Source organism: Planctomyces sp. SH-PL14, from assembly GCF_001610835.1.
GTDB lineage: Bacteria > Planctomycetota > Planctomycetia > Planctomycetales > Planctomycetaceae > Planctomyces_A.
The window spans coordinates 1,318,481-1,340,573 of the sequence record NZ_CP011270.1; the positions used below are offsets into that span (position 1 = coordinate 1,318,481).

General features: G+C 65.4%; 16 protein-coding genes. 9 read left to right on the forward strand and 7 right to left on the reverse strand.

What is annotated here, in order from left to right; translation table 11 throughout:
* Window positions 1-134: 134 nt before the first annotated feature.
* Window positions 135-410, reverse strand: coding sequence for a bacterioferritin-associated ferredoxin (locus VT03_RS05205; protein WP_075092009.1), 276 nt, complete (start codon window positions 408-410; stop codon window positions 135-137).
* Between the two features lie 325 nt (window positions 411-735).
* On the opposite strand from VT03_RS05205, the gene VT03_RS05210 reads away from it, so the two are divergent.
* Window positions 736-1,149, forward strand: a complete 414-nt coding sequence (locus VT03_RS05210) for a PleD family two-component system response regulator (RefSeq protein WP_075092010.1) — start codon at window positions 736-738, stop codon at window positions 1,147-1,149.
* A 436-nt stretch (window positions 1,150-1,585) separates the two neighbouring features.
* Here the strand turns inward: VT03_RS05210 and VT03_RS05215 are convergent, their stop codons facing one another.
* Window positions 1,586-2,992, reverse strand: a complete 1,407-nt coding sequence (locus VT03_RS05215; RefSeq protein WP_075092011.1) for a POT family MFS transporter — start codon at window positions 2,990-2,992, stop codon at window positions 1,586-1,588.
* 552 nt (window positions 2,993-3,544) lie between these two features.
* Between VT03_RS05215 and VT03_RS05220 the strand changes: the two genes are divergently transcribed.
* Window positions 3,545-6,793, forward strand: coding sequence for a right-handed parallel beta-helix repeat-containing protein (locus VT03_RS05220; RefSeq protein ID WP_075092012.1), 3,249 nt, complete (start codon window positions 3,545-3,547; stop codon window positions 6,791-6,793).
* A gap of 364 nt (window positions 6,794-7,157) precedes the next feature.
* Here VT03_RS05220 and VT03_RS05225 read toward each other — a convergent pair whose 3' ends face one another.
* A complete protein-coding gene (locus VT03_RS05225; protein WP_075092013.1) occupies window positions 7,158-7,592 on the reverse strand; it encodes a universal stress protein in 435 nt (144 codons plus the stop codon).
* Window positions 7,593-7,789: 197 nt separating this feature from the next.
* Here VT03_RS05225 and recJ point away from each other — a divergent pair, with 197 nt between their 5' ends.
* Window positions 7,790-9,631 carry a single-stranded-DNA-specific exonuclease RecJ gene (gene recJ / locus VT03_RS05230; RefSeq protein WP_075092014.1) on the forward strand — a complete coding sequence of 614 codons (1,842 nt, stop codon included), beginning with the start codon at window positions 7,790-7,792 and terminating at the stop codon, window positions 9,629-9,631.
* Between the two features lie 140 nt (window positions 9,632-9,771).
* On the opposite strand, the gene VT03_RS05235 is transcribed toward recJ, so the two are convergent.
* A complete protein-coding gene (locus VT03_RS05235; RefSeq protein ID WP_075092015.1) occupies window positions 9,772-10,791 on the reverse strand; it encodes an NAD(P)/FAD-dependent oxidoreductase in 1,020 nt (339 codons plus the stop codon).
* A gap of 134 nt (window positions 10,792-10,925) precedes the next feature.
* Complete coding sequence (locus VT03_RS05240) at window positions 10,926-11,408, reverse strand: DinB family protein (RefSeq protein ID WP_075092016.1); 483 nt, start codon at window positions 11,406-11,408, stop codon at window positions 10,926-10,928.
* Window positions 11,409-11,572: 164 nt separating this feature from the next.
* Between VT03_RS05240 and VT03_RS05245 the strand changes: the two genes are divergently transcribed.
* The 6 genes from VT03_RS05245 (at window position 11,573) to VT03_RS05270 (ending at window position 19,521) form a co-directional block, all read left to right on the forward strand.
* A complete protein-coding gene (locus VT03_RS05245) occupies window positions 11,573-12,535 on the forward strand; it encodes a glycoside hydrolase family 18 protein (protein WP_075092017.1) in 963 nt (320 codons plus the stop codon).
* Between the two features lie 520 nt (window positions 12,536-13,055).
* Window positions 13,056-15,173 (forward strand): serine hydrolase, encoded by a 2,118-nt coding sequence (locus tag VT03_RS05250; protein ID WP_075092018.1) that lies wholly within the window; start codon window positions 13,056-13,058, stop codon window positions 15,171-15,173.
* 110 nt (window positions 15,174-15,283) lie between these two features.
* Window positions 15,284-15,970 carry a hypothetical protein gene (locus VT03_RS05255; protein WP_075092019.1) on the forward strand — a complete coding sequence of 229 codons (687 nt, stop codon included), beginning with the start codon at window positions 15,284-15,286 and terminating at the stop codon, window positions 15,968-15,970.
* 145 nt (window positions 15,971-16,115) lie between these two features.
* Entirely contained in the window at window positions 16,116-16,934 is an 819-nt protein-coding gene (locus VT03_RS05260; RefSeq protein ID WP_075092020.1) for a hypothetical protein, read from the forward strand.
* Between the two features lie 245 nt (window positions 16,935-17,179).
* The gene (locus VT03_RS05265) at window positions 17,180-17,722 is read left to right on the forward strand and encodes a peptidylprolyl isomerase (RefSeq protein ID WP_075092021.1); all 543 of its coding nucleotides are present in this window, start codon (window positions 17,180-17,182) and stop codon (window positions 17,720-17,722) included.
* Between the two features lie 428 nt (window positions 17,723-18,150).
* The gene (locus VT03_RS05270; RefSeq protein ID WP_082845955.1) at window positions 18,151-19,521 is read left to right on the forward strand and encodes an NAD(P)/FAD-dependent oxidoreductase; all 1,371 of its coding nucleotides are present in this window, start codon (window positions 18,151-18,153) and stop codon (window positions 19,519-19,521) included.
* Between the two features lie 449 nt (window positions 19,522-19,970).
* Here VT03_RS05270 and VT03_RS05275 read toward each other — a convergent pair whose 3' ends face one another.
* Entirely contained in the window at window positions 19,971-21,098 is a 1,128-nt protein-coding gene (locus VT03_RS05275) for an ABC transporter permease (RefSeq protein ID WP_082845956.1), read from the reverse strand.
* A 3-nt stretch (window positions 21,099-21,101) separates the two neighbouring features.
* Window positions 21,102-22,088: an ABC transporter permease gene (locus tag VT03_RS05280; protein ID WP_075092022.1), complete on the reverse strand. Its 987-nt coding sequence runs from the start codon at window positions 22,086-22,088 to the stop codon at window positions 21,102-21,104.
* Window positions 22,089-22,093 lie beyond the last annotated feature (5 nt).

Below are 22,093 nucleotides of genomic sequence, written 5' to 3' on the forward strand. Positions count from 1 at the left end.
TGAAGAAGGGGTTGCGCCACTGCTCATAGGCATCTGATCTGTGTCCATCTGTGTTTATCTGTGGCTAAAACGAATTCAAGGCCAGCCACAGATGAACACAGATTCACACAGATAAGAAGATGCGGGGAAGCAACTTACGTCGGAGTCGACGGCGGGTCGGGTTCGTGGACTTTGCCCCGGTCGATGTAGGCCGTCCGGGCCGCGGCGTATTCCTCTCGGGTCAGTTCCCGCCGCCCTTCCGAGCTTTCGAAGTACCGCCGCAGAAACGGCACACACCAGCCGCACCCCGTCCCGGCCCCGCCGCACTCGCTGAGCTGGCTGACCCGCGAAGGGCGGTGGATCCGCAGGTAGTTTTCGATCTTCCGCCGCGTCACGTGAAAGCAGAGGCAGACTTCGTCGTCCGGTCCCATCAACGTTCGTCTCAACTTTCCTTGCCTATCCGGGAGAACCGGCAGGTTTTTCCAGCGAATCGCGTCCCCTCGCGGCAATTTTACGAAAGTCCCGACCTTTCATTCCATCCCCGTAACGTAAGGTGGAACGAGGGGACCATCCTGCCGATGAGAGCGAATGGCTCGCCAGCCGGGCGAGTCCCGAACCCTTCGGTCCGTCGAATCCTTGACCTTCCGGTCTGACCCCGATTTCTGATCCCGCCTCGTCCTTCCCGCCACCCTTTTTCCCGCCGGTCGCCTTTCCCTCCCTCCCCGCAAAACGTCTCTGGTCAAGCAGGAGGCCTTCATGCCGTCCCCCATCTCCTCGTCCGCTCCCCGCGTTTTCGTCTGCGACAACCATGAGCATGTCACCCGCGTTCTGACGCTCTGGCTTCGCCGTTCCGGCTATGACGTCGCGACTTTTGAAGACGGGCTCGATACCTGGGACGCGTTGCAGATGGAATCGCCTGCCGCGCTGATCTGCGACTCCGAGATGCCCTACATGGATGGTCTGGACCTGTGTCGCCGCCTGCGGAGCGACTTCCGGTTCCGCGATCTCCCGATCCTGTTGCTGGGGGATTACGGGCACCAGTTCGACGAAGCGGCGTTGCGGAAGGAGCTGCAGATTTCGGCGGTTCTGAGCAAGCCGCTCAATCCGGTTGAGCTTCTGTTTTTCCTTCGCCGTTGTGTTGGTTCTGCTGAGGAAGAGACCGCCTGCTGAGCGCGGCTTCGAGAGACCGCTCTGACAGCGTCCTGGGCCAACGGACGTCCTTAGCGTAACCCGACCTCCCTGGCCCACCGGGGTCCAGGGGGTACCCCTGGTGGGGAGTGCAGAGGGGCAACGCCCCTTTGCCCGCCGGAGGCCTGGCCGTCGAGAGATATCTGAAGGAGTCAGTGTCCAAGCGCGGACACAGTGCCGTATGCCCCCTCACCAACCCGCGGGGATTCCAGAGCCATCGCTGCGATGTGAGGGAGTCCTCATAGCTGGTACCACAGAGGGGACATCCGTTGTGTCCCACGGTTCCGCGACGAAAATGCCTCCGGCGGCAAGGAGGCCAGGAAAACAACACAGCCCCCCTTGACCCCAGGCTGCCGTAGCACGTTGGGTTTGAGGTGGCACAACCGTGCCGGCAAGGACTCGGCTCAGGCTCTCAGCGTCACGTCGCCGCAGGCGGCTGGGCCTCGGTCTGCATCTGGCTTCTGCCGCGATACGTCAGAGCCCAGGGGACATAGACGACCGCCGCGGCCGCCATACAGCCGGCGAAGAACCAGTAATACGTCGCCCCCTCCAGGACCGTCTGACCGCTCGCCCGCATCTTGGCGATGTAGTCGTTGATCCCGCCGACGAAGAGATTCCCCAGCGTCACCGAGAGCATGTTCACCCCCATGACCAGCGACTTGAGAGCGGTCGGGGCCTGGGTGTAGGAGAATTCGAGCGCCGTGATCGAGACCAGGACCTCGGCCGACGTCAGGACCGCGTAAGCAAGGAGCTGCCAATAGATGTGTGGCGTCGCGCCGCCGTCGATGCGGGCCTGGATCCAGGCGGAGATCACGAACACCGGAACCATCACGAACAGCCCCAGGCCAATCTTCCGCAGCGGCGTGAGCCGCCAGACCTTATTGATCGCCGGGTAGACCACGAGCGAAAACAGGGGGATCAGGAGCAGGACGAAGATCGCATTGGCCGCCTGCGTCTGGGCCGCCTTGATCGTGAAGGTCCAGGGCTCGGCCCCCCCGGTCGGAATCGAAATCAGGGTCCGGTTCATCTTCTCCGCCTGATCGATCCAGCGGGATGACGACTGGTCGAACAGAGCCCAGAAGACCGCAACAAACAGGTACAGCGGGACGATCCGCGCCACTGCGAGCAGCCCCTCGCGGTCGAGCGATCTCACGAACCGCTCCCGCGACGCCGGGATGTGGGCATACCTGTTCCGCCCGAGCCAGAAGACGAGCGTCGCCGCCGCCATCAGGAATCCGGGAACACCGAAAGCGACCCCCGCTCCGTAGCGGTCGAGAAGCTCCGGACAGAGATAGAGCGACACGCCCGCCCCGACGTTGATGGCGAAGTAGAACCACATGTAGACCTTTTCGAGGAGGTGCTGGTTCTTCTCCCCGAACTGGTCGCCGACGTGGGCCGAGACGCAGGACTTGATCCCCCCCGCCCCCACGGCGATCAGTCCCAGGCCCATGTACAGCAGGTGCTTGGGCTCGATGCCGACCGGCATGTCCATCAGGAACAGGACGGCGTGCCCCAGGCAGTACACCAGGGACAGGCTGACGATCATGAGGTACTTGCCCGTCAGGGCGTCCGCGATCACCGCCCCCACAAACGGGAAGAAGTAGTTCGCCGCCTTGAAGTAATGGATGACGGCGCTCGCCTCGGCCTCGTTCATCCGGGCCGCCTGCCCCTGCGAATTCACGAGGTGCATCGTCATGAAAGTCATGAGGATGCCGGTCATCCCGTAATAACTGAACCGCTCGGCCGCCTCGTTCCCGACGATATAAGGGATGCCCGAAGGCATCTGCGTCGTGTCTTCCGGAGTCGTGCGATAGGCGTGGGCCATAAGAATTCCGCTGGAAGGCCGGGAAGGTCGAGGGGACGCGGGCGCAGGACGAGCGGGGGCGATCGTAGAAGACGGCCGCGGAACCTGTCCATCGGGGCGGCGACCTCCGCCCCCCGAAATCGACTGGTCCAGACCGCTTTCGACCGGGCCGAACCGGCCTCGGTGCACCTGAGAGCGGACGTTCCCACACGGGTCGTCAATGGCGACTCGCACAGCCGCGGGTTAAGAATCGGAAATGTCCGATCGGTGAATCCGCCGCCTCAGGAAATCCCCGGAGAGGACCGCCCGCGACTGATGCAAATTGCGCTGCGGACGCGAAAGCGGGGAGACGCGTGACCGGTCGAATCTGCTGGTCTTGAGCCCGATTCGCTGATGGGAAGCTGAATTTCGCCCCAGTCCGCCGCTGGTCCCTTCCCGGCGTCTTGACCGAATCGGTTTCTGCGCTCATAAGCCGCGCACCGATGGCCCCGGTCCGGTGGGACCTGTCACTCAGTTCGTCATTCGCACGAAGGCGAATTGAGCGATTTTCGGGGATCAGAAAGGAATCTGAGCATGTTTCGGTCTGCGTCGCTGGAAGCGCTCGTCCGCCGCCTCACCCGTCGCCATTCCCATTCCGGCAGTTTCTGCCGGTCGTCCCGCTTCCCCCGTATCACGGCCGCCCTGCTGGGGACCTGTGTGAGCGGCTGGATGGTCTCCGCCGGAGCGGCTCCCGCTCTCGCCAAAGAGGACCCGGAGTGGACCCAGTGGGAGGAAGAGTCTCCCAACGGCAAGCCCGCCTCCGGCTCCGCCACGTCGACGTCGACATCAACTCCGACCCGGGCCCCCCGCGTCGAGCCCGCCGTCGATTCCTCGCAGTATATGGGAGCGATCGGCCGCGGCGGACACCTGGCCGCCCCGACCTTCGGGCGGGAGGAGTCGATCAGCCCGATCGAGTTCATGCCGTTCCTCATGCTCGAAGAGCACATGTTCTTCGGCGATGCCCGCGGTTTCCTCTCGAACCGCGGCCAGGGGGGCGGAAACCTCGGCCTCGGTTACCGCTACCTCGATAACCCGGCTCACGCCTGGTACGGGGCGAGCTTCTGGTACGACATCGACAACAGCACCGGATACCACTTCCAGGACGTCGGCATCAGCCTGGAAGCGATGGTCGAGCGGTGGGAGTTCCGCGGGAACTTCTACGCGCCGGTCGGCCCGGAGACCAAAGACCTCGGGAGTTTCAACTCGAACGCCCGGTTCGCCGGGACGCAGCTCCTGTTCGACTCGACCCGCTACACCGGGACGGCAATGCGGGGCTTCGACATCGAAGCGGGCTACTCGCTGCCGGTCGACCTCCGCGGCGTCAACGACCAGCTCCGCGGTTTCCTGGGGTACTACTACTTCACCGGCAAGAACGTCGACGACATCAACGGCGTGAAGGCCCGCGTCGAGCTGGAGCTCTCCAGCACCGTCACCACGAACCTGCAGTTCACGCACGACAACACGTTCGGCACGAACCTCATGGTGGGGGCCCAGCTCAACCTGCCGTTCGGCAAGAGCAACCCCGCCTCGCAGTGGCGTGAAGACGCTCCCAATCCGTTCCGGTACGTCGAACGCAACTACAACGTGATCGTCGACCGGACCGTCGACTTCGAGTCCGGCGTCGTCGCCCGCGATGCCAACGGCAACGCCTTCGTCGTCGGCCAGATCGACAGCACCGTCGGAGCCGGCGGGACCGGGGCGGTCAACGATCCGTTCGGAAGCGTCGCGGAAGCCCAGGCCAACCTGACGGGAGTCAACCTGCTCTTCGTCCGCTCCGGCTCGGTGCTCAACGAGCAGATCACGCTCGCCAACGGTCAGCAGCTGATCGGCGAGGGAGCCGGGGCCAGCATTGCGGTCCAGGGTTACGGCACGCTCGCGCTGCCGACGCTCGGGCCCGGCGGCGGAGGGGCAGGAACGCCGATCATCCAGGGGGTCGCGGGGCCGGCGGTCACGCTCGGTTCCGGCAGCCGGATTGCCGGGTTCACCATCAACAACATCACCGGGGATGCGATCGTCGGCAGCGGCATCAACGGCGCCTCGGTCCAGAACGTCTCGTTCAACAACATCAGCGGGAACGGGATCGCCCTCACGAACGCGACCGGGAACATCGACCTCTCGGGGCTCAGCTTTGACACGATCGGCGGCAACGGCCTGCTGATCAGCGGCGGCTCGGCCAACATCACCGCCTCCGCGACGTTCCAGGACGTCACCGGCGACGGCATCGTGGTCCAGAACACGACCGGCGGCTCGGTGACCCTGACGGACGTCAACGTGACGAACGCCGGCGGCCGCGGCCTGTTCCTGAGCAACCTCCTGGGGAACTTCTTCTCGAACAACCTCGGCATCGACGGGACCGGCGGGAACGGGATCGAGATCGTCGGCGGGACCGGGACGATGGAATTCAACGGAGACACGACCGTCGCCGACCCGACGGGAAGTGGCTTCGTCCTGAACGCCTCCGACGCCAACGTCAGCGTCAACAACCTGACGGTCACCAGTTCCTCCGCCTCCGACGCGGTCGAGATCGACCAGGCGACCGGCGAAGTCTTCTTCAACCGCCTGACGGTCAACACGAGCAACGCCGCGAGCCGAGGCCTCGTGATCACGGACTCGGACGACGTCGAGATCGACAACGGCAGCATCACCGCCAACGGCTCCGCGGCGGTGGACATCGACAACTCGACGATCGACATCCGCCTCCAGTCGGTCTTCGCCAACGGCGGGGCGGTCGGGATCCGGGTCCTCGATTCGGACGGCGTGTTCTTCGTCATCGGAAATGCGTCCGCCGGGAGCGGCGGCACGATCCAGAACGTGACGAACGCCGTCATCGCCCAGAACTCGGGGACGATTGCCCTGCAGCGGATGACCTTCACGAACAACACGAACGGGATCGTCACCTCGGGGAACGAGCTCGTCTCGCTGAGCGGGCTGACGGTGTCCGGGACGACGAACTACGCCTACGACTCTCTCAACGACGAACTGGTATCGATCGCGAACTCAACGTTCACCAACAACGGAACCGACGGCACGATCCGGATCCGGGCGGATGTCGATGGGACGTATCAGTACCAGTTGCTCTCGAACACGATCACGGACACCAGCGGAACGGCGGTCTCGATCTCGAACTCGGGGGCGGCGGTCGGGGCGGACGTCACGCTCATCGCGCAGATGAACACGATCAGCATCAACCAGAACGACGAGTCGGCCTTCGAAGTCCTGTGGAACGGCCCGCTTGGCATCAACTATGCCGGCAACACGGTGACGATGCTCGGAAACAACCAGATCGGCTTGAACCTGCACGCCCTGTCGACGACCGATCAGCTCTCGGGGACGATCAGCAACAACGCCCTGACGATGAGCGGAAACAACGGGATCGGCTACCGCATCGAGGCGGAGGACACCAGCAGCATGCTGATCTCGCAGAACGGCGTGACGATGAACGGCGGTTTCGGGACCGGGTTCTGGTTCGACTTCGCCGACGCGACCGACTCCTTCATTCACACGAACGGTGTGATCGACAATGGCGGCAGCGGGACCGGGATCCGGTTCAATGCGGTGGCGGCGAACTCCCGGCTGCAGATCGACAACAACTACCTGAACTTTGCGTCGAGCAGTCCGGCGGTCGATCAGGGGATTGTGTTCAGCAATGTCTCGTCGACGATCCAGCTCTTCAGTACGACGAGCAACACGATCACCGGGGCGACGAACGCGATCATCCTGCCGGGAGTCGGCCAGGCGACCGGATCGATCATCATCAACGGTGCCGCGGTGGCAGCTCCATGAGCTGAGACACGGTGATTTCCCCACCGGGTCCAGGGGCACCCTGGTGGGGAGTGCAGAGGGGCAACGCCCCTTTGCCCGCCGGAGGCCTGGCCGTCGAGAGATGTCGGAAGGAGTACCTGTCCAAGCACGGACAGCGTGCCGTATGCCCCTCTCACCAACACGCGGGGATTGCAATGCGAGCTGTGTGATGTGAGGGAGTCCTCAACGCTGGTCCTACAAAGCGGACGTCCGTCGCTTACCAAGGTTCCTCATAGAAGCGCCTCCGGCGGCAAGGGGGCGTGGCCCCCTTGACCCCAGGCTGCCGTCGCACGTTGGGTTTGAGCGAGCGACGTCGTGCCGGCTAGGACATGGTTCGGGCGAGCTGCTACTCCGCCCGCCGCAGCACAAGAACCGGACACGGCGCGTGCCGCAGAATCATCTCGGCAACGGACCCCAGCAGGAACCGCTTGATCCCGGAATACCCGTGTGACGCGATCACGACCAGATCCGCCTTCTCCGCCTTGGCGAACTCAATGATCTCATGAGCCGGGTGCCCCAGCCGCACATCGAAGCGGACATCGGTCAGCCGCTTCTCCCGCAGCACCGTCCGGCCATGGTTGCGGACCCCTTCTTCACGGGTGTCCGGAAACGGCGCTCCCCAGGCGACCCCGGGAGCCAGCGTGTCGAGCGGCGGAAGGACGTGCAGGGCGCGGAGCCGACTGTGATCCCCCTCCGCCAGGTCGAGAGCCGCATCGAGGATCTTGTCCGTTGCCGGAGAAAAGTCGATCGGGACGACAATCACGTCGCGTTTCAGGGCCATGCTCACTCTCCCGGAGGCTGGGGTCTCGCACTGCCAGGCCGGCTTCCGCCTGACGGCTTCGACGCGGCAGGTTTCACGCCGTCGACGGCAGACGCTTGAATCCCTCCGCCGGCAGCCGGGAACTCGTCGCTCCCGATCGCTATAGTATCAGGGCCATGAGCTGTGGTCGCCCGACCCGGCTGGGAAGGGAGTAAGCAATGCCGGATCGCTGGAAGTTCGCCCCGCACGACCGGGCGGTGGTGGGGCGCATTGTGCAGGAGCTGCGCTGCTCTCCGCTCCTGGCCCACGTGCTGGCCTCGCGCGGCGTGCTGAACGGACAGGACGCCAAGGTCTTCCTCGACGCGAAGATGAACGACCTTCATCCGCCGGCCCAGCTCCCCGGGATCGACGCCGCGGCCGACCGGGTCGTCGCCGCGCTCCAGGCCAACCGCCGGATCACGATCTACGGCGACTACGACGTCGACGGTGTCACCGCCACCAGCATCCTCTGGCACTGCCTCAAGCTCGCCGGCGGACGCGTCGACTACTACATCCCCTGCCGGCTCGAAGAAGGCTACGGCCTCAATTGCGAGGCGATCCGCAAGCTCCACGAAGAGGACCCCGAGCGGCTGGTGGTCACGGTCGACTGCGGGATCTGCAGCGTCGAAGAGGCGGCCCTCGCCCGTCAGCTCGGACTCGAGCTGATTATCACCGACCACCACACGATGCTGGAGCAGCTTCCGGACGCGGCGGTCCTCGTCCATCCGCGGCTCCCCGGCAGCACGTATCCTTTCATGGACCTGTGCGGCGCGGGAGTCGCCTTCAAGCTCGCCTGGGCAGTCTGCCAGCGGCTGGGGGACGGCGAGCGGGCGACGCCGGCGATGCGGGAGTTCCTCAAGTCCGCCGTCGCCCTGGCGGCGATCGGGACCGTGGCGGACGTCGTTCCGCTCGTCGGCGAGAACCGGATCCTCGTGAAGTTCGGGCTGGAGGTCCTCGGGCGGTACAACGACAAGAAGACAAAGAAAGTCGAGCAGCCGATCCCCGGCCTGGAGATGCTGATCAAGATCGCCGGCCTGGGGGAGAACACGCTGTTCACCGCCGAGGACATCGGCTTCAGCATCGGTCCCCGAATCAACGCCGCCGGACGGCTCGGCCAGGCGCGGCTCGCCGTCGAGCTCCTGACGACCTACAACCGCCAGCGGGCCGCCCAGCTCGCGGACTACCTCGACCAGCTCAACAAGGAGCGACAGACGGTCGAGCGGAAGATGTTCAAGCAGGCGCGGGAACTCGTCGACGAGCACCCGGAGTGGGCCGACCATCCCGCCCTCGTCCTAGCCCATCCGGAATGGCATCCCGGTGTGATCGGGGTCCTGGCGAGCCGGATGGTCGAACAATACCGCAAGCCGGCGATCATGATCGCCATGAACGACGCGGAGAAGCTCGGCCAGGGGAGCGGACGGTCCTACGGCGGCTTCGACCTGCACGCCGGCCTGACCGCCTGCGGCGAACACCTCGTCGGATACGGCGGGCACAAGTACGCCGCCGGTCTGCGGGTCCAGGCGGACCGCCTCGACGCGTTCCGGCTGGCGTTCATCGAACACATGACCGCCAATAAATCGAACGTGGTCTCCGAGAAAGAGATTTACGTCGACGCCGAGGTCGCGCTGGCGGACCTGACCAACAAGGCGATGACGGAGCTGGAGACGCTCGGGCCGTTCGGATCGCAGCATTCGAAGCCGGTCTTCGCGGCGACGCGGTGCGAGCTCGTCGAGCCGCCGAAGAAGATCGGCGGCGGAGAGCGGCACCTCTCGTTCAAGGTCCGCCAGTTCAACAAGATCATCCGCGGCATCGCCTTCGGGCGGGCCGAGTGGGCGGACGAGATGGCGGCCTGTCCGGGACCGATCTCGATCTGCTTCGCCCCGGGTTTCAACCGGTACAAGGGGTACGAATCGGTCGAGCTCCAGCTCATCGACTGGCAGCCGGATCCCTCGACCGTGAATCCGTTCGCCAAGTCTGCTCCCGCCCCGGCCGCGGAAGAGGGTGTCTCGACGGCCGTCTGAGCGGCTTTGGCTGTCACGGATGGCCCGTTCCCCCTGAATCATGGGGGGGGAAGGAAGGGCAGCCACAGATGAACACAGATAAACACGGATCAGAGGGCGGGACCTTCGTGTTTCCGTGCCTCACCGTGGCGAGGGCGGCTTCACCCGAATCCGATGCTCCGAAGGAGTTCCTCCGCGAAGAACGGAGCCTGGAGCGTTCCCTTTGAGCCGAGGCCGTTGAAGACCGCCAAGTTCGGAACTCCCGGAACGGGGCCGATCAGCGGCGGGAGGTCATGGAGGATGGGCCGGACCGCGGAGTCGTGCCCCACGACTTCGAACGGGACGCGCAGAACCCGCTCCAGCCGACCGACGAGATCCGCCCGGCCCGCCTCGGTCGGTCCGCTGTCGATGGACTTCCAGTCATAAGTCGCGCCGACGCGATACCGGGTCCCCTGCTGCCGCGCGATCCAGACGCCCGCGTGGACGACGCGGTCTTCGCCCAAGTCCGGAATGTCGACCGTCAGGATCTCCCCCCGGGCCGGATTCCAGCGGAGCCAGTCGAGCCAGGGGCAACCTCGCGCGGCGAATCCCAGACAGAGAACGACGCGGTTGACCACGAGATCGAGCGACGGGATCCGGATGCCGTCGGCTGCCAGCTCGACATCGCCGGGGAGACGGAGATCGGCGCACCGATAGCTGTCGGTTCGCTGCAGCATCTCCCGTGTGACATTGAGGTAGTCAGCCACCCGGAGCCGCCCACCCGGCAGGATCTCAATCGCCCCTTCGGCGGCGGACGGCTGAAAACGGCCATCCGCCTCTAAGTTCGGCGCCGCGCAAACCAAGCCGGCCAGTTCGCCCTTCCGCTTCTTCTCGAAAATCTCCCGTTCGGCATCGGTGTTGAGGAACCGGACCATCGGTCCGACGTCGAGGAGCGACGTGCCGGTCTCGGCTTCGATGCCGCGATAGAACTCGACGGCGAACGGCCACAGCTCATCCCATCGCCAGGACTTCACCAGCCGCTGCCCGGTGACGCAGGTCATCAGCCCTGCGGCGATCCGCGAGGACGTCACCTGTTCTTCCCGATCGACGACGAACACCGACGCCCCGCGCCGCCGCAGCGTCCAGGCGAGCGCCGCCCCGGCCAGGCCAAGACCGACAATCAGGACATCGCGCCGACCCACACCGCCAGCGCAATCTGATCTGTGTTCATCTGTGTTCATCTGTGTTCATCTGTGTTCATCTGTGTTCATCTGTGGCGAAACACAAGTCTTTCTGCTGCGGCCCGGTACGCTTCCTCGGAAGCCCCTCGCCTCGTTCAGAACATCGCCCCCTTCCCCAGCATCCGGCGGACGATGACCCACTGGCCGCTGTGCATCAGCCAGTGGCTCCCCTGCATGGCGAACATCGCCCCCCGCGTCGGGGCGTAAGGGACGCCCGTCGGGATATCGAGGTCCGCATCGCTCGCGGCTTCAAGAAGACGGAGCGTGGCGGCCCGCTGCTGCCGGAACGCATCGAGCAGAACCGCCTTGGGCAGCAGAAGGGCCGGGTCGTCCACCTGGACCGCCTCGCGGGAATACAGCTCAGGAAGCCGGTCCGGAAGCTGGGGCATCTGGCCGGGAGCGAACCGGCCGATGTGGTTGTGCTCGGAGCCGACGAGGTGGCCCACCTGCCAGTTGATGTGGTTCGCCCCCGGGTGGGGCCGGAGCAGCAGGTCGCCGTCCGACAAGTCCTCGAGATAGCCGAGGCAGACGAACTGCGAGAGTTCCAGTTGCGTGCGAATCGCCTGGCGTGCGTCCACGGAACAGGTTCCTGAGGATCGAAGGAGGGGCTGGATGGGACTGGGTGCCGGCATGATAAGGCACGCCCCTTCCCGCGGGGACCTACGGCCGCCTGTCTTGCGGCGGGAGCGGTTCGAAACTACACGAGACGCGCGCCCGCTCAGACAGCCCCGCGGAGATTTCCATGGCGATCCGAAGAACGTTTCCGGTCCTGGCGCTTCTCATCGCCGCCCTGGCTCCTCTCGGTGTGCCCGCGGCCGATCCGCCTGCCGCTCCCCGGCCGGTCGTCGTCGGATACCTCCCTGAGTACAAGGTCGACGGATGGAAACCGGACCGACTCGGAGCGGTGACCGATCTCGTCTATTTCGGCCTGGCGCTGAACGGGCCTTCCGCCCTCCCGCTCCCGCCGCTTCCCGAGGGCGTTGCCGAGCGGCTCAAGGAGCTTCGAAAGCTCGGTCCGCAGCGGATTCTCGTCTGTGTCGGGGGTTGGGATCGCTCCACCGCCTTCCCGCGGATCACGGCGGACAAGACCGAACGGGCGGCGTTCATCCAGGCCCTGGCGGCCTACTGCCGGACGAACGGCTTCGACGGAGTCGACTACGACTGGGAACATCCCGAAGGCCCCGATCAATTGGCCTCCCTGACGACGCTCCTCCGCGAGACTCGCGAGGCTTTCGCGGACGACAAACGCCTCGTGACGATGGCGGTCCCAGCCTGGCTCGATCTGCCGGAAGAGGCTTACCGCGCCGTCGATCGTGTCCACCTGATGTCGTACGACCAGCCATTTCCGCAGTCGACGGTCGAGCAGCTCGAAAAGGACATCGAGCGGCTCACAGCGCGCGGCTGCCCACCGGAGAAGATCGTCGCCGGCGTCCCGTTCTACGGGCGCAACGCCAAGGGAGATGCGCGGACGTACGGCGAACTCATGTCGAACTCGCGTCGGATGGCGACCGGTGACGTCATCGACGGCTACGCCTTCAACAGCCCGGCGACGATCCGCAGGAAGCTGCAGCTCATTCAGGACAAAAAACTGGGCGGAGTCATGTTCTGGGAGATCACGCAGGACTCCGCCTCGCCCGAGACGTCGCTTCTGGAGGTCATCCGGAACGAACTTTCGCGAGACAGGGCGCCATCGAGAACTCGCTGACGGGGAATGGCCAGGACCAACGCGGAAGCCAGGAGAGGCTCTTCGACCTGCGTGCATCTGTGTTCATCCGTGGCGATTGAGCCAACGATTGAACGGTGCGGGAAGCCGAGTCTGGCGCTTCCCCAGGGCAGGCTCGCGGATCAGCCGCGCCAAGGTTGTTGAGTTTCATAAGCCTTCGGGTTTTTGAAACACAGAGACACAGAGGACACGGAGAGGGACGGCGGGAAAGCAGACGTTCGCGCCGTTCTTCGGGAGAGAGTGGGAGCCACAGATGAACACGGATGGACACAGATCAGGGCCAGAAGGCGATTCCCCCCCCCCCCCGTCCTCTCCTCCGGGCTCTCTCCTCTCCGTGTCCTCTGTGCCTCTGCGTTTCCAACCTCTTCTCCTGGGGAACCCGCAGAGCGGAGAGAGGGCGTCGGCGCAAGGCTCATTCTGTGGCTCAGTAACTCTCGCTTTGGTTTTGTCCCAGTCCCGCGCAGAATGCGGCGGACATCACCGCCTCAGGGAGCAAGAACTCATGCGCTACGGTTGGTTGCTCGCGATCGTCTGGGTGGTCCTCGCCGGACCACGGCCCGCTTCGGCCGGAGAACCGAAGTTCGACCCGGAACTCCCCGCCCGGCTCACGGCCAGGTTCCAGGACTTCATCGACCGGGGTCAGATCGCCGGAGCGGTCGGTCTCGTCGCAACGCGGGACGGGACGCCGCACGTCGTCGCGGTCGGAATGGCGGACCGGGAGAGCGCCCGGCCGATGGCGGCGGACACGATCTTCCGCGTCGCCTCGATGACGAAGCCGGTCACCGCCGTCGCCCTGATTCAGCTCGTCGAACAGGGAAAGGTCTCCGTCGATGATCCGGTCAGCAAGTACATCCCCGCCTTCAAGGGACAGAAGACCGCGGCGGGCGACGCGGTCCCCGATGTCACGATCCGGCAGGTTCTCACGCACACCGCCGGACTGGCCCAGCCGGAGCGCGGCGAGTTCCAGGACCGGTCGCTGGAGCAGATCTGCGACGGGATCGGTTCCAAACCGCTCGTCTTCCGCCCCGATTCGCAGTGGCAGTACAGCAGCGGGCTGACGGTCGCCGGGCGGATCGTCGAGATCGTCTCGGGCGAGAGCTTCGCGGACTACATCGAAGCTCACATCTGCAAGCCGCTGGGGATGGTCGACACCACCTTCCGGCTCGATGCCCCCCGCGCCGCGCGGCTCGCCGCGACTTACAAACCCGGGAAGGAAAAGGGCTCGCTCGTGAAGGTTGAGATCCCCGATCCGACGTCGTCGAAGTCGACGCCGAACCCATCGGGCGGCCTCTACTCCACCGCGGCCGACATGGCCCGCTTTTATGAGGCGATCCTGAACGACGGCGAGCGCGAGGGAGTCCGGATCCTCAAGGCCGAGACCGTCCGGGCGATGCTGGCCGACCAGACGCCGACGCTCGTGACCGGCTTCACGCCGGGGAACGGCTGGGCTCTCGGGTGGTGCCACCTCAAACAGCCGCAGGGGGTGACGCGGCACCTGATGCCGGGGACCTACGGCCACGGGGGCGCGCACGGCACGCAGGGCTGGACCGATCCGCGGCGGGGGCTGATCCTCGTCCTGATGATCCAGCGGTCGGAGTTCGGCAACAGCGACGGATCGGACGTCCGCGACGCGTTCAACGAAACCGTCCTGACGTCGTACCGGGGAGCGGAATCGGAACACGCCCGCTTCCAACCCTTCGCCAACTACAGCGGCGCGGTCGAGCTGACGCTCGGCGGTGCGAAGGCGATCCTGTGTCCCGAGGCCGGCGGGCGGGTCCTGTCGTTCTCGGTCGACGGCGTCGAATCGATGTACCTCGAAGACCGCGAGAAGGAGTGGAAGCCCGGCCAGCCCTCCCCGGCGTCGGCGGGGCGGTTCGACTTCGGTCCGGAGCTGACGGTCCCCCAGCATCCGATTCTGTGGTCCGGACCGTGGACTGCGGAGATCACCGGTCCGCACTCGGCCCGGCTGACCAGCCGCCCGGACGCGGCATCGGGGATCCAGCTCTTCCGCGATTTTTCGCTCGTGCAGAGCGACGCGAAGGCGCCGGTGCGGCTCCTGTGCCGGCAGACGATGGTGAACATCTCCAGTGAAACCCGCGAGGTCTGCCACTGGGGCCGGTCGTTCTCACCGGGGGGCGGTGTCTGCCTGATTCCCCTCGCCGGACAGAGCCGCTTCCCGAGCCGTTACGCCATGTATGAAGAGAGCGCGATCATCAACGTCCGGAACACGGACGAAAAGATCCGCGAACGGGACGGCTTCCTGGAAATCGTTTCTCCCCCCCGCAAGCCGAAGCTCGGCTTCGACTCGCAGGCGGGCTGGCTGGCGTACGTCATGTCGAAGGGGAACCTGTTCGTGAAGCGCTTCGCGGTCTCGCCGGACCGGGTCTACAACGAAGCGGCCGGCCTGACCCTCTCGGTCTGGTATCCCGAAGGACCGCGGATCGAGCTCGAACCGATCGGCCCGCGGGAGCGGCTGGCGGCGGGCGAAGCGGCCTCGTTCACCGAGGAGTGGAGCGTCCACCCGTTCCCTGCTCCGGAGGCCGGAAAGCCGATCGATCTGCCCGCCGTCCGCAAGGCGGCCGCCTCGTTAGGCGAGGCAGTTCCGGTTGGAGCAAATTGATTTCGGAATTTTTGTAAAATCTGGACGGCCAAAGACTCCGGTTTTGACATTCGTGACGGCCCCCTCCTAGCGTGAACGGCTCAGATGAGTCGATCCAAGGGAGTCGTGCGATGAAGTCAGCCATCAACGGAACGTGGAGAGCGCTGGGGGCCGTCGGCCTCCTCCTCGCGGGAACGGGAGCCGCGGAGGGGATCGACCAGACGGTGCGGGACAAGTCCGGCCAGGAATGGACGGTCTCGATCAACGCCGGATCCTCGCGGATGGCCCAGGGACGCGGCGGCGCGAGCCGTTCCGTTCCGGAGCCGCGGACCGCCGAAGAGGCGCAACTGTTCCTTCCGGAACCGGCAGCCCCGTCGTCCACCGCCGCGGATCTCCCCAGCGATCCGCCGCCGCCGAGCGCCCCGGTCCTTCCGACTCCCCCGATGCCGGGAACGGCGGTCCGCGATACCGGCCACGGCATCCTGATCGTCCCGGCGAAGGTCGCCGCCGACGCCGCGCGGACGAACGGAAAGACCTACCGGGAGGTCTACGATTCGATCCCGTTCAGCTACACGGAATACCTGGCGAATCCTGGCTATCGCCATGAAGCGGCCATGGAGATCCTCTTCGGGCAGATGCGTCCGACGACGGTCCACAAGGAATACACGCCACAGGTCGTTCCCGACCCGACGCCGTCGCTGTACCAGCCGTTCCTGTTCGCCCACCCCGAGCAGTGGATCTACCGCTACACCGACTACCGGTACAACTGGTTCCTGTCCCCCGAGTACTACGCTCCGTACGGAAAGTTCCGGTGGTAGGGGTTAAAGGGCCCGGTCCCGGGTCCCATCGGCATCCTTGGCCGGGTGCCGCGATAGAATGCAGCGGTGCCGAGACCGGCACCGATGGACGAACATGCGGACGCCCCCGACGGGCGCCGCTCCCGAGTCGTCCCGAGTGCCGGTCATGTCGAAGCTGAGCCACATCGCTCTCTCTCTGGCTGTTGTCGGTTCCGTCCAGGTCGCGGACGCGAACTACCGGATGGTCTACAAGGTCCGCCAGCGCGGCCGCGGCTGCTGCGGTCCCGTCGCTCCGCCGATGATCCCCTGGCAGGCCGGCGTCCCGATGTCGATCGGCCCCAGTTGCTGCGGCAACGTCATCGCGCCGGCGATGCCCGTCGCCCCCGCCCAGCCGATGCTCATGGCCCCGGTCCCCTCCGCCTGCGGCCCCTCGGTGCAGCCGGTCGTCTCGTTCCAGGACGTGCCGCGAACGCAGATCCAGCGGCAGGCGGTGTCGGTCAACGTCCCGGTGACGACCTACAACCAGGTCACCGTCGACCAGGGGAGCTACCAGCAGGTCTGGGTGCCGCGGCCGGTCACGAAGGTCGTTCCCCAGACGGTCATGCAGTCGCAGATCCAGTATCGCGACGTCGCGGTCCAGACGGTCGAGCGGATTCCGCAGTACCACACGGTCGTCGTCCCGCAGCCGCAGATGACCTACGTGCAGAGCGGGATCTACGTTCCGCAGACCGCCGCCCAGCCGGAGACGATGCCGTCGATCTCCGTCCCCAATCCGCCGACCGCCCCCCGGACCAGCCTCCTCGGTGAGCCGCTCGACAACGGCGGAGCGGGAGGCGGGCTGAAGTGGGAGCCGGTGAAGCCCCGTGACAGCGTCGACAAGAAGACGAGCTCGGTGGAACGGGGCCGCTCGCGAGCTGCGGGGCGGTTCTCCCCGGTGGGTGTTCCCCACACCTTCGACGACATCCAGACCGCGCGGGCGGACTGAGACGGAAGCGGCCTTTTTTCCCGGGGACGAGCCCCCTTTCCTTTTTGCGACACGGCGGCGATCATGACCGCCTGAACGTGAGATGAAGACGGGCCTCCAATTGCTTTCGGCGATTGCCCGCTTTGAACCGTGTGGACGATGACGCTCCCGGAGTCGTCCGTTATCCTCGCCCATTGACGCACCGACTCCGTGCTCCGTCTGCTTCGTGGCAGGTTGTGAGGTCGGGGGCAGCCACAGGACGATTCATGTTTGGGACGAAGAACTACAAGGCCGACGTCGAGACCAACACGAAGGACGTCGACTTCGACAAGAACACGTATCAGGTCGAGTTCACGACCACGGCCGGAAAGATCGTCCTGGACCTCTGGCCCGATGTCGCCCCCCTGCACTGTCGGAACATCATCGGCCTGGTGCGGAGCGGCTTCTACAACGGGATCATCTTCCACCGCGTCATCGACGGGTTCGTGATCCAGGCGGGCTGCCCGAAGGGGACCGGGACCGGCGGCCCCGGCTACAACGTGAAGGCGGAGTTCAACAAGAGGCTCCATGAGGCGGGGGTCCTGTCGATGGCCCGCACGAGCGACCCGAACTCCGCCGGCTCGCAGTTCTTCCTCTGCCTGGGGCGCGTGCCGCACCTCGACAACCAGTACACCGGCTTCGGCAAGACGGCGGACGACGCCAGCCTCCAGGCGGTCCTCAAGATCGGCAAGTCGAAGACGAACGCCGACGACCGTCCGCTGCAGGACCAGAAGATCGAGAAGGCGGAGATCAAGGTGACGCCGAAGTAGGTCGGGCTCGACGAGAACGACCGGGCCGCCGAAAGTCGGCGAGAGAACGTCAGGGGAGGCCGGCATGCGTCGGTCTCCCTTTTTCTTTGCCTGCCGCGTCCGGCGATCCGCCTGACGGCGGGAATCCAGACTGTCAGACGCGAGAACTCACGCCGCGTTTTTGTGGTTTGCTCCCCCGCGGCTTATGATCGCCCCCCAAGCCGAGGAGCGTGCCAGGACGGACCGCGTTTTGGCTCCCGCGGGACGCCCGCTCCCGTGAACAACGAGATCACGCCGCGAAGCGGAGGCGCCAATGATGGCGCGACCGCCGCGGCAGGCGAGAGAGCGCTCGGCAGCTCGGAGCGGTCCGCCTGAACTTCCACACGAGGGTGGCCCTCCGGTCCGGACGACCGGGGACACTCGATTCGACGGCATTGGGAACACTGGACATGGGCGGTGCAGCACACGCATCCGGGGGCGGACACGGGCACGATCAGCACAACGGTCACGGGAATGGGGGGCATGGCCACGGCGGTCACGGCCACGGTCCCGCGATCGTTCGCCACCGCGATCCGGGGAACCGGGTCGTGATCGTCGGCGGGGGCGTGGTCGGCTCGGCCTGTGCCTACTACCTGCGGCAGGCGGGCAAAGAGGTGACGATCGTCGAGCGGGCCCAGTTCGGCCGCGGCGCGTCGCACGCCAACTGCGGGTACGTCAGCCCCAGCCACGTCCTGCCGCTCAACAAGCCGGGCGCGATCCAGAAGACGCTGAAGTCGATGTTCGACAGGACGTCGGCCTTCTACCTCAAGCCGCGGATCGATTTTTCGCTCTTCGGCTGGATGATGCGGTTCGCCTCCAAGTGCAACAAGAAGGACATGATCGAGGCGGGGCACGCCCTGAACCCGATCCTCCAGTCTTCCGCCGAGCTTTACAAAGAGCTCCTTGCCTCCGAACTCCAGGAGACCGAGCACGAGGCGAAGGGGATGCTGTTCGTCTTCAAGACGGAGAAGATGCTGGCCGAGTACGACGCCGTCGACGCCCTGCTGCGGGAGCACTTCGGCGTCGGCGCCCGGCGGATCGGCGGGGACGAGCTGCACCGCATGGAGCCGGCCCTTCAGCCGGGTCTCGCGGGGGCCTACTTCTACGACATCGACTCGCACCTGCGGCCGGACCGCCTGATGGGGGCCTGGCGGCGGACGCTCGAAAGCCACGGGGTCACGATCCTCGAGAACCGCCCGGTGAAGCAGATCCGCAAGGAGAACGGTTCCGCCCGGGCGATCGTCACCGACCAGGGGGAGATCGAAGGGGACACCTTCATCTTCGCGATGGGGGCCTGGACCCCCAAGCTGAGCACGGAGCTCGGCTGCGCGATCCCGGTTCAGCCGGGGAAGGGATACTCGATCACGATGGCCCGTCCGGAGCCCTGCCCGGCGTATCCGATGATCCTGGAGGAGTACCACGTTGCCGTGACGCCGTTCGCCTCCGGCTACCGCCTGGGCTCGACGATGGAGTTTGCCGGCTACAACGACAAACTGAACCGCGGCCGGCTCGACATGCTCCGCCGCGGGGCGAAGGAGTACCTCGTAGCCCCGACAGCCGAGCCGGTCCAGGAGGAGTGGTTCGGCTGGCGTCCGATGTGCGCCGACAGCGTGCCGATCATCGGCCGCACGCCGGGCCTCGACAACACGTATCTGGCGACAGGCCACAGTATGCTCGGCGTGACGCTCGCGCCGGCGACCGGGAAGCTCGTTTCGGAGCTGGTGCTGGGAGAGAAGCCGCACATTGATCCGGAGCCCTACCGGGTGACACGGTTCGGGTAGCACGGAAGTATCCAGTCGCAGCCAGGCGGCCGCGGGTGGGACCGCTCGAATCACGTCCTTGCCGGCACGACGCTGCTAGCTCAAACCCATCGTGCTACGGCACCTGGGGTCAAGGGGGCCTGTGTTGTTTTCTTGGCCCCCTTGCCGCCGGAGGCCTCTTCCTCGCTGCACCGTGGGACACAACGGATGTCCGCTTTGTGGTATCGGCGTTGAGGACTCCCACCCTCGCCCTGCAATCACCGCGGGTTGGTGAGGGGGCATACGACACGTTGTCCGCGTTTGGACACGCTCTCCTTCAGACATCTCTCGACGAGACAGCCTCCGGCGGGCAAAGGGGCGTTGCCCCTCTGCACTCCCCACCAGGGTGCCCCTGGACCCGGTTTCAACTGTCCGCCGGCACGCCACCGCCATTCAGCGAACGCACCCGTGGCGGTCCGCCTTCCTTCCTGTCACTTCCGCCCATCCCGGAGCCGCGGATCCGTCGCCGCCTGGATCCCTTCGCCAATCAGGTTGTAACAAAGGACCGTAAAGAAGACGGCCATCCCCGGGAAGACGATCAGCCACCACAAGTCGTAGTTGGACCGGCCGTCCTTCAGGAGGTCTCCCCAACTCGTCGTCGGCGGCGGCGGGCCGAAACCGAGAAACGTCAGGGCGTTCTCGATGAAGATCGCGCCCGCAATGCCGAACGTGATCGGCACAAGGACGGGAGCCATCGCGTTCGGCAGGATGTGGCGGAAGATGATCCGCAGATGCCCGGCGCCGACCACGCGGGCCGCCGCGACGAAATCCGATTCCCGCAGACGTAGAAACTCGGCCCGCGTCAGGCGCGAGATGCTCGTCCAGCCGGTCAGGCCGATGATGGCCATCATGTGCCAGATCGTAGGCTCCTTGAGCAGCGCCATCAGGGCGATGATCAGGACCAGTGTCGGAATGCAGATCACCACTTCGGTGAAGCGGCTGATAATCATGTCGGTCCAGCCGCCGGCGTACCCGCCGATGGCCCCCAGCGTAATCCCGATCGCCGCCGCAATCCCCATCGAAATGAATCCGACCACGAGCGCCGTGCGGGTCCCGTGAACGAGCTTCGCGAAGACGTCGACACCCGTCTGGTCCGTCCCGAGCCAGTTCTGGGCGCTGGGGTGGCCGTTGTTCTGGTTGGGGTTGGCGGGCCGGTCGGGCCACATGTCCCCCTGAACGGCATAGTACGGATCGTTGAACGAGAGGGGCCAGATCGCCCAGCTCTCGGGGTCCTTGTCCTTCAGTGCCTGATGGAACTTCCCGCGGAAGCGGTCCTTGGTGAAGATCGGGTTCTGCCAGCTCGTGTTGAAGTAGTACAGGCAGGGGAAGTAAAGCTGCCCCTTGTATTTGCAGACGACCGGCCGCGTGCCCGCGATCGCCGGCGACAGGATCGCGACGAGGCACAGGAGAATGACGCTGACGAGCGCCGCCATCGCGAGCTTGCGGCGACGAAAACGTTTCCAGGTCTCCGCCCAGAAGCCGGGGGACTTGTGAACGACGATCGAACCGGCGGTCGAGGCCGGGGGGGCAGTGACAGGAGAAGTGGCGGTGGGACTCATGGCTCAGCGATCCCCCAGACGGACACGGGGATCGACCATGGCATACAGGATGTCTGCCATGAGCTGACCGATGACGGTCATGACCGAGAACATCAGGAGCAGTCCCATCAGAAGCGGATAGTCGCGGGCCGTGATCGACTCGAAAAACATGCGTCCGATGCCGGGCCAGTTGAAGATCTGCTCGATGATGACCGCCCCGCTCACGAGAGAGGGAAGCATCAGGCCGATCGACGTGATGAGCGGAATCAGGGTGTTCCGAAAGGCGTGCCGGAACATGATCGTCCAGCCTGTGAGCCCCTTGGCCTTGGCGGTCCGGATGTAGTCCTGCCGGACCACTTCCTGGAGATTGGCGTTGATGAACCGGGAGTCGTAGGCCAGGGTCGCGTACGTGTAGCAGACCATCGGCAGCATGAGGTGCCAGAACTGGTCCTTGACCTTGCCGAACGTGGAGAGCGACTCGTAGTTGTCGCTCACGATGCCGAACAGCGGAAACCATCCCATCTTGAGGGCCACCCACATCTGCAGCAGCAGGGCGGCCACGAAGTTGGGAAACGAATAGAGCATGTAGAGTCCGGTGCTGATCCCCCGTTCCACGCGGGTTCCCGACCGGGCCGCGACAAACAGTCCGATCGGGATTGCGCCAAAGTAGGCGACGAGCAGCGACGTGATCGACAGGAAGAGCGTCGGCCCGATCCGCTCTCCGATCAGGCGGGCGACCGGCTTCTTGTGGGAGAACGAGCTTCCCAGGTCCCCCTGCGCCAGCTGCTTCAGCCAGTCGAAGTACGCTTCGTAGAACGGCTTGTCGAGGCCATAGACCTTCTTGAGCTGCTCGAGCTGCTCGAGGCTGATCGTCTTGGTCGGGTCAACCTCGGAGAGGCTCAGTGTCAGGGGGGTCCCCGGCATGAACCGCAGCAGGGCGTACAGCAGGAACGTGATGCAAAGCAGGGTGAAGACCCCGATCAGCAGACGTCGGACAAGGAACTCGAACATGAAGG

Excerpts from the sequence above, each read along its gene's own strand:
- VT03_RS05205 (WP_075092009.1), bottom strand. The coding sequence starts at position 410 with ATGGGACCGGACGACGAAGTCTGCCTCTGCTTTCACGTGACGCGGCGG.
- VT03_RS05210 (WP_075092010.1), top strand. The coding sequence starts at position 736 with ATGCCGTCCCCCATCTCCTCGTCCGCTCCCCGCGTTTTCGTCTGCGAC.
- VT03_RS05215 (WP_075092011.1), bottom strand. The coding sequence starts at position 2,992 with ATGGCCCACGCCTATCGCACGACTCCGGAAGACACGACGCAGATGCCT.
- VT03_RS05220 (WP_075092012.1), top strand. The coding sequence starts at position 3,545 with ATGTTTCGGTCTGCGTCGCTGGAAGCGCTCGTCCGCCGCCTCACCCGT.
- VT03_RS05225 (WP_075092013.1), bottom strand. The coding sequence starts at position 7,592 with ATGGCCCTGAAACGCGACGTGATTGTCGTCCCGATCGACTTTTCTCCG.
- recJ (WP_075092014.1), top strand. The coding sequence starts at position 7,790 with ATGCCGGATCGCTGGAAGTTCGCCCCGCACGACCGGGCGGTGGTGGGG.
- VT03_RS05245 (WP_075092017.1), top strand. The coding sequence starts at position 11,573 with ATGGCGATCCGAAGAACGTTTCCGGTCCTGGCGCTTCTCATCGCCGCC.
- VT03_RS05250 (WP_075092018.1), top strand. The coding sequence starts at position 13,056 with ATGCGCTACGGTTGGTTGCTCGCGATCGTCTGGGTGGTCCTCGCCGGA.
- VT03_RS05255 (WP_075092019.1), top strand. The coding sequence starts at position 15,284 with ATGAAGTCAGCCATCAACGGAACGTGGAGAGCGCTGGGGGCCGTCGGC.
- VT03_RS05260 (WP_075092020.1), top strand. The coding sequence starts at position 16,116 with ATGTCGAAGCTGAGCCACATCGCTCTCTCTCTGGCTGTTGTCGGTTCC.
- VT03_RS05265 (WP_075092021.1), top strand. The coding sequence starts at position 17,180 with ATGTTTGGGACGAAGAACTACAAGGCCGACGTCGAGACCAACACGAAG.
- VT03_RS05270 (WP_082845955.1), top strand. The coding sequence starts at position 18,151 with ATGGGCGGTGCAGCACACGCATCCGGGGGCGGACACGGGCACGATCAG.
- VT03_RS05275 (WP_082845956.1), bottom strand. The coding sequence starts at position 21,098 with ATGAGTCCCACCGCCACTTCTCCTGTCACTGCCCCCCCGGCCTCGACC.
- VT03_RS05280 (WP_075092022.1), bottom strand. The coding sequence starts at position 22,088 with ATGTTCGAGTTCCTTGTCCGACGTCTGCTGATCGGGGTCTTCACCCTG.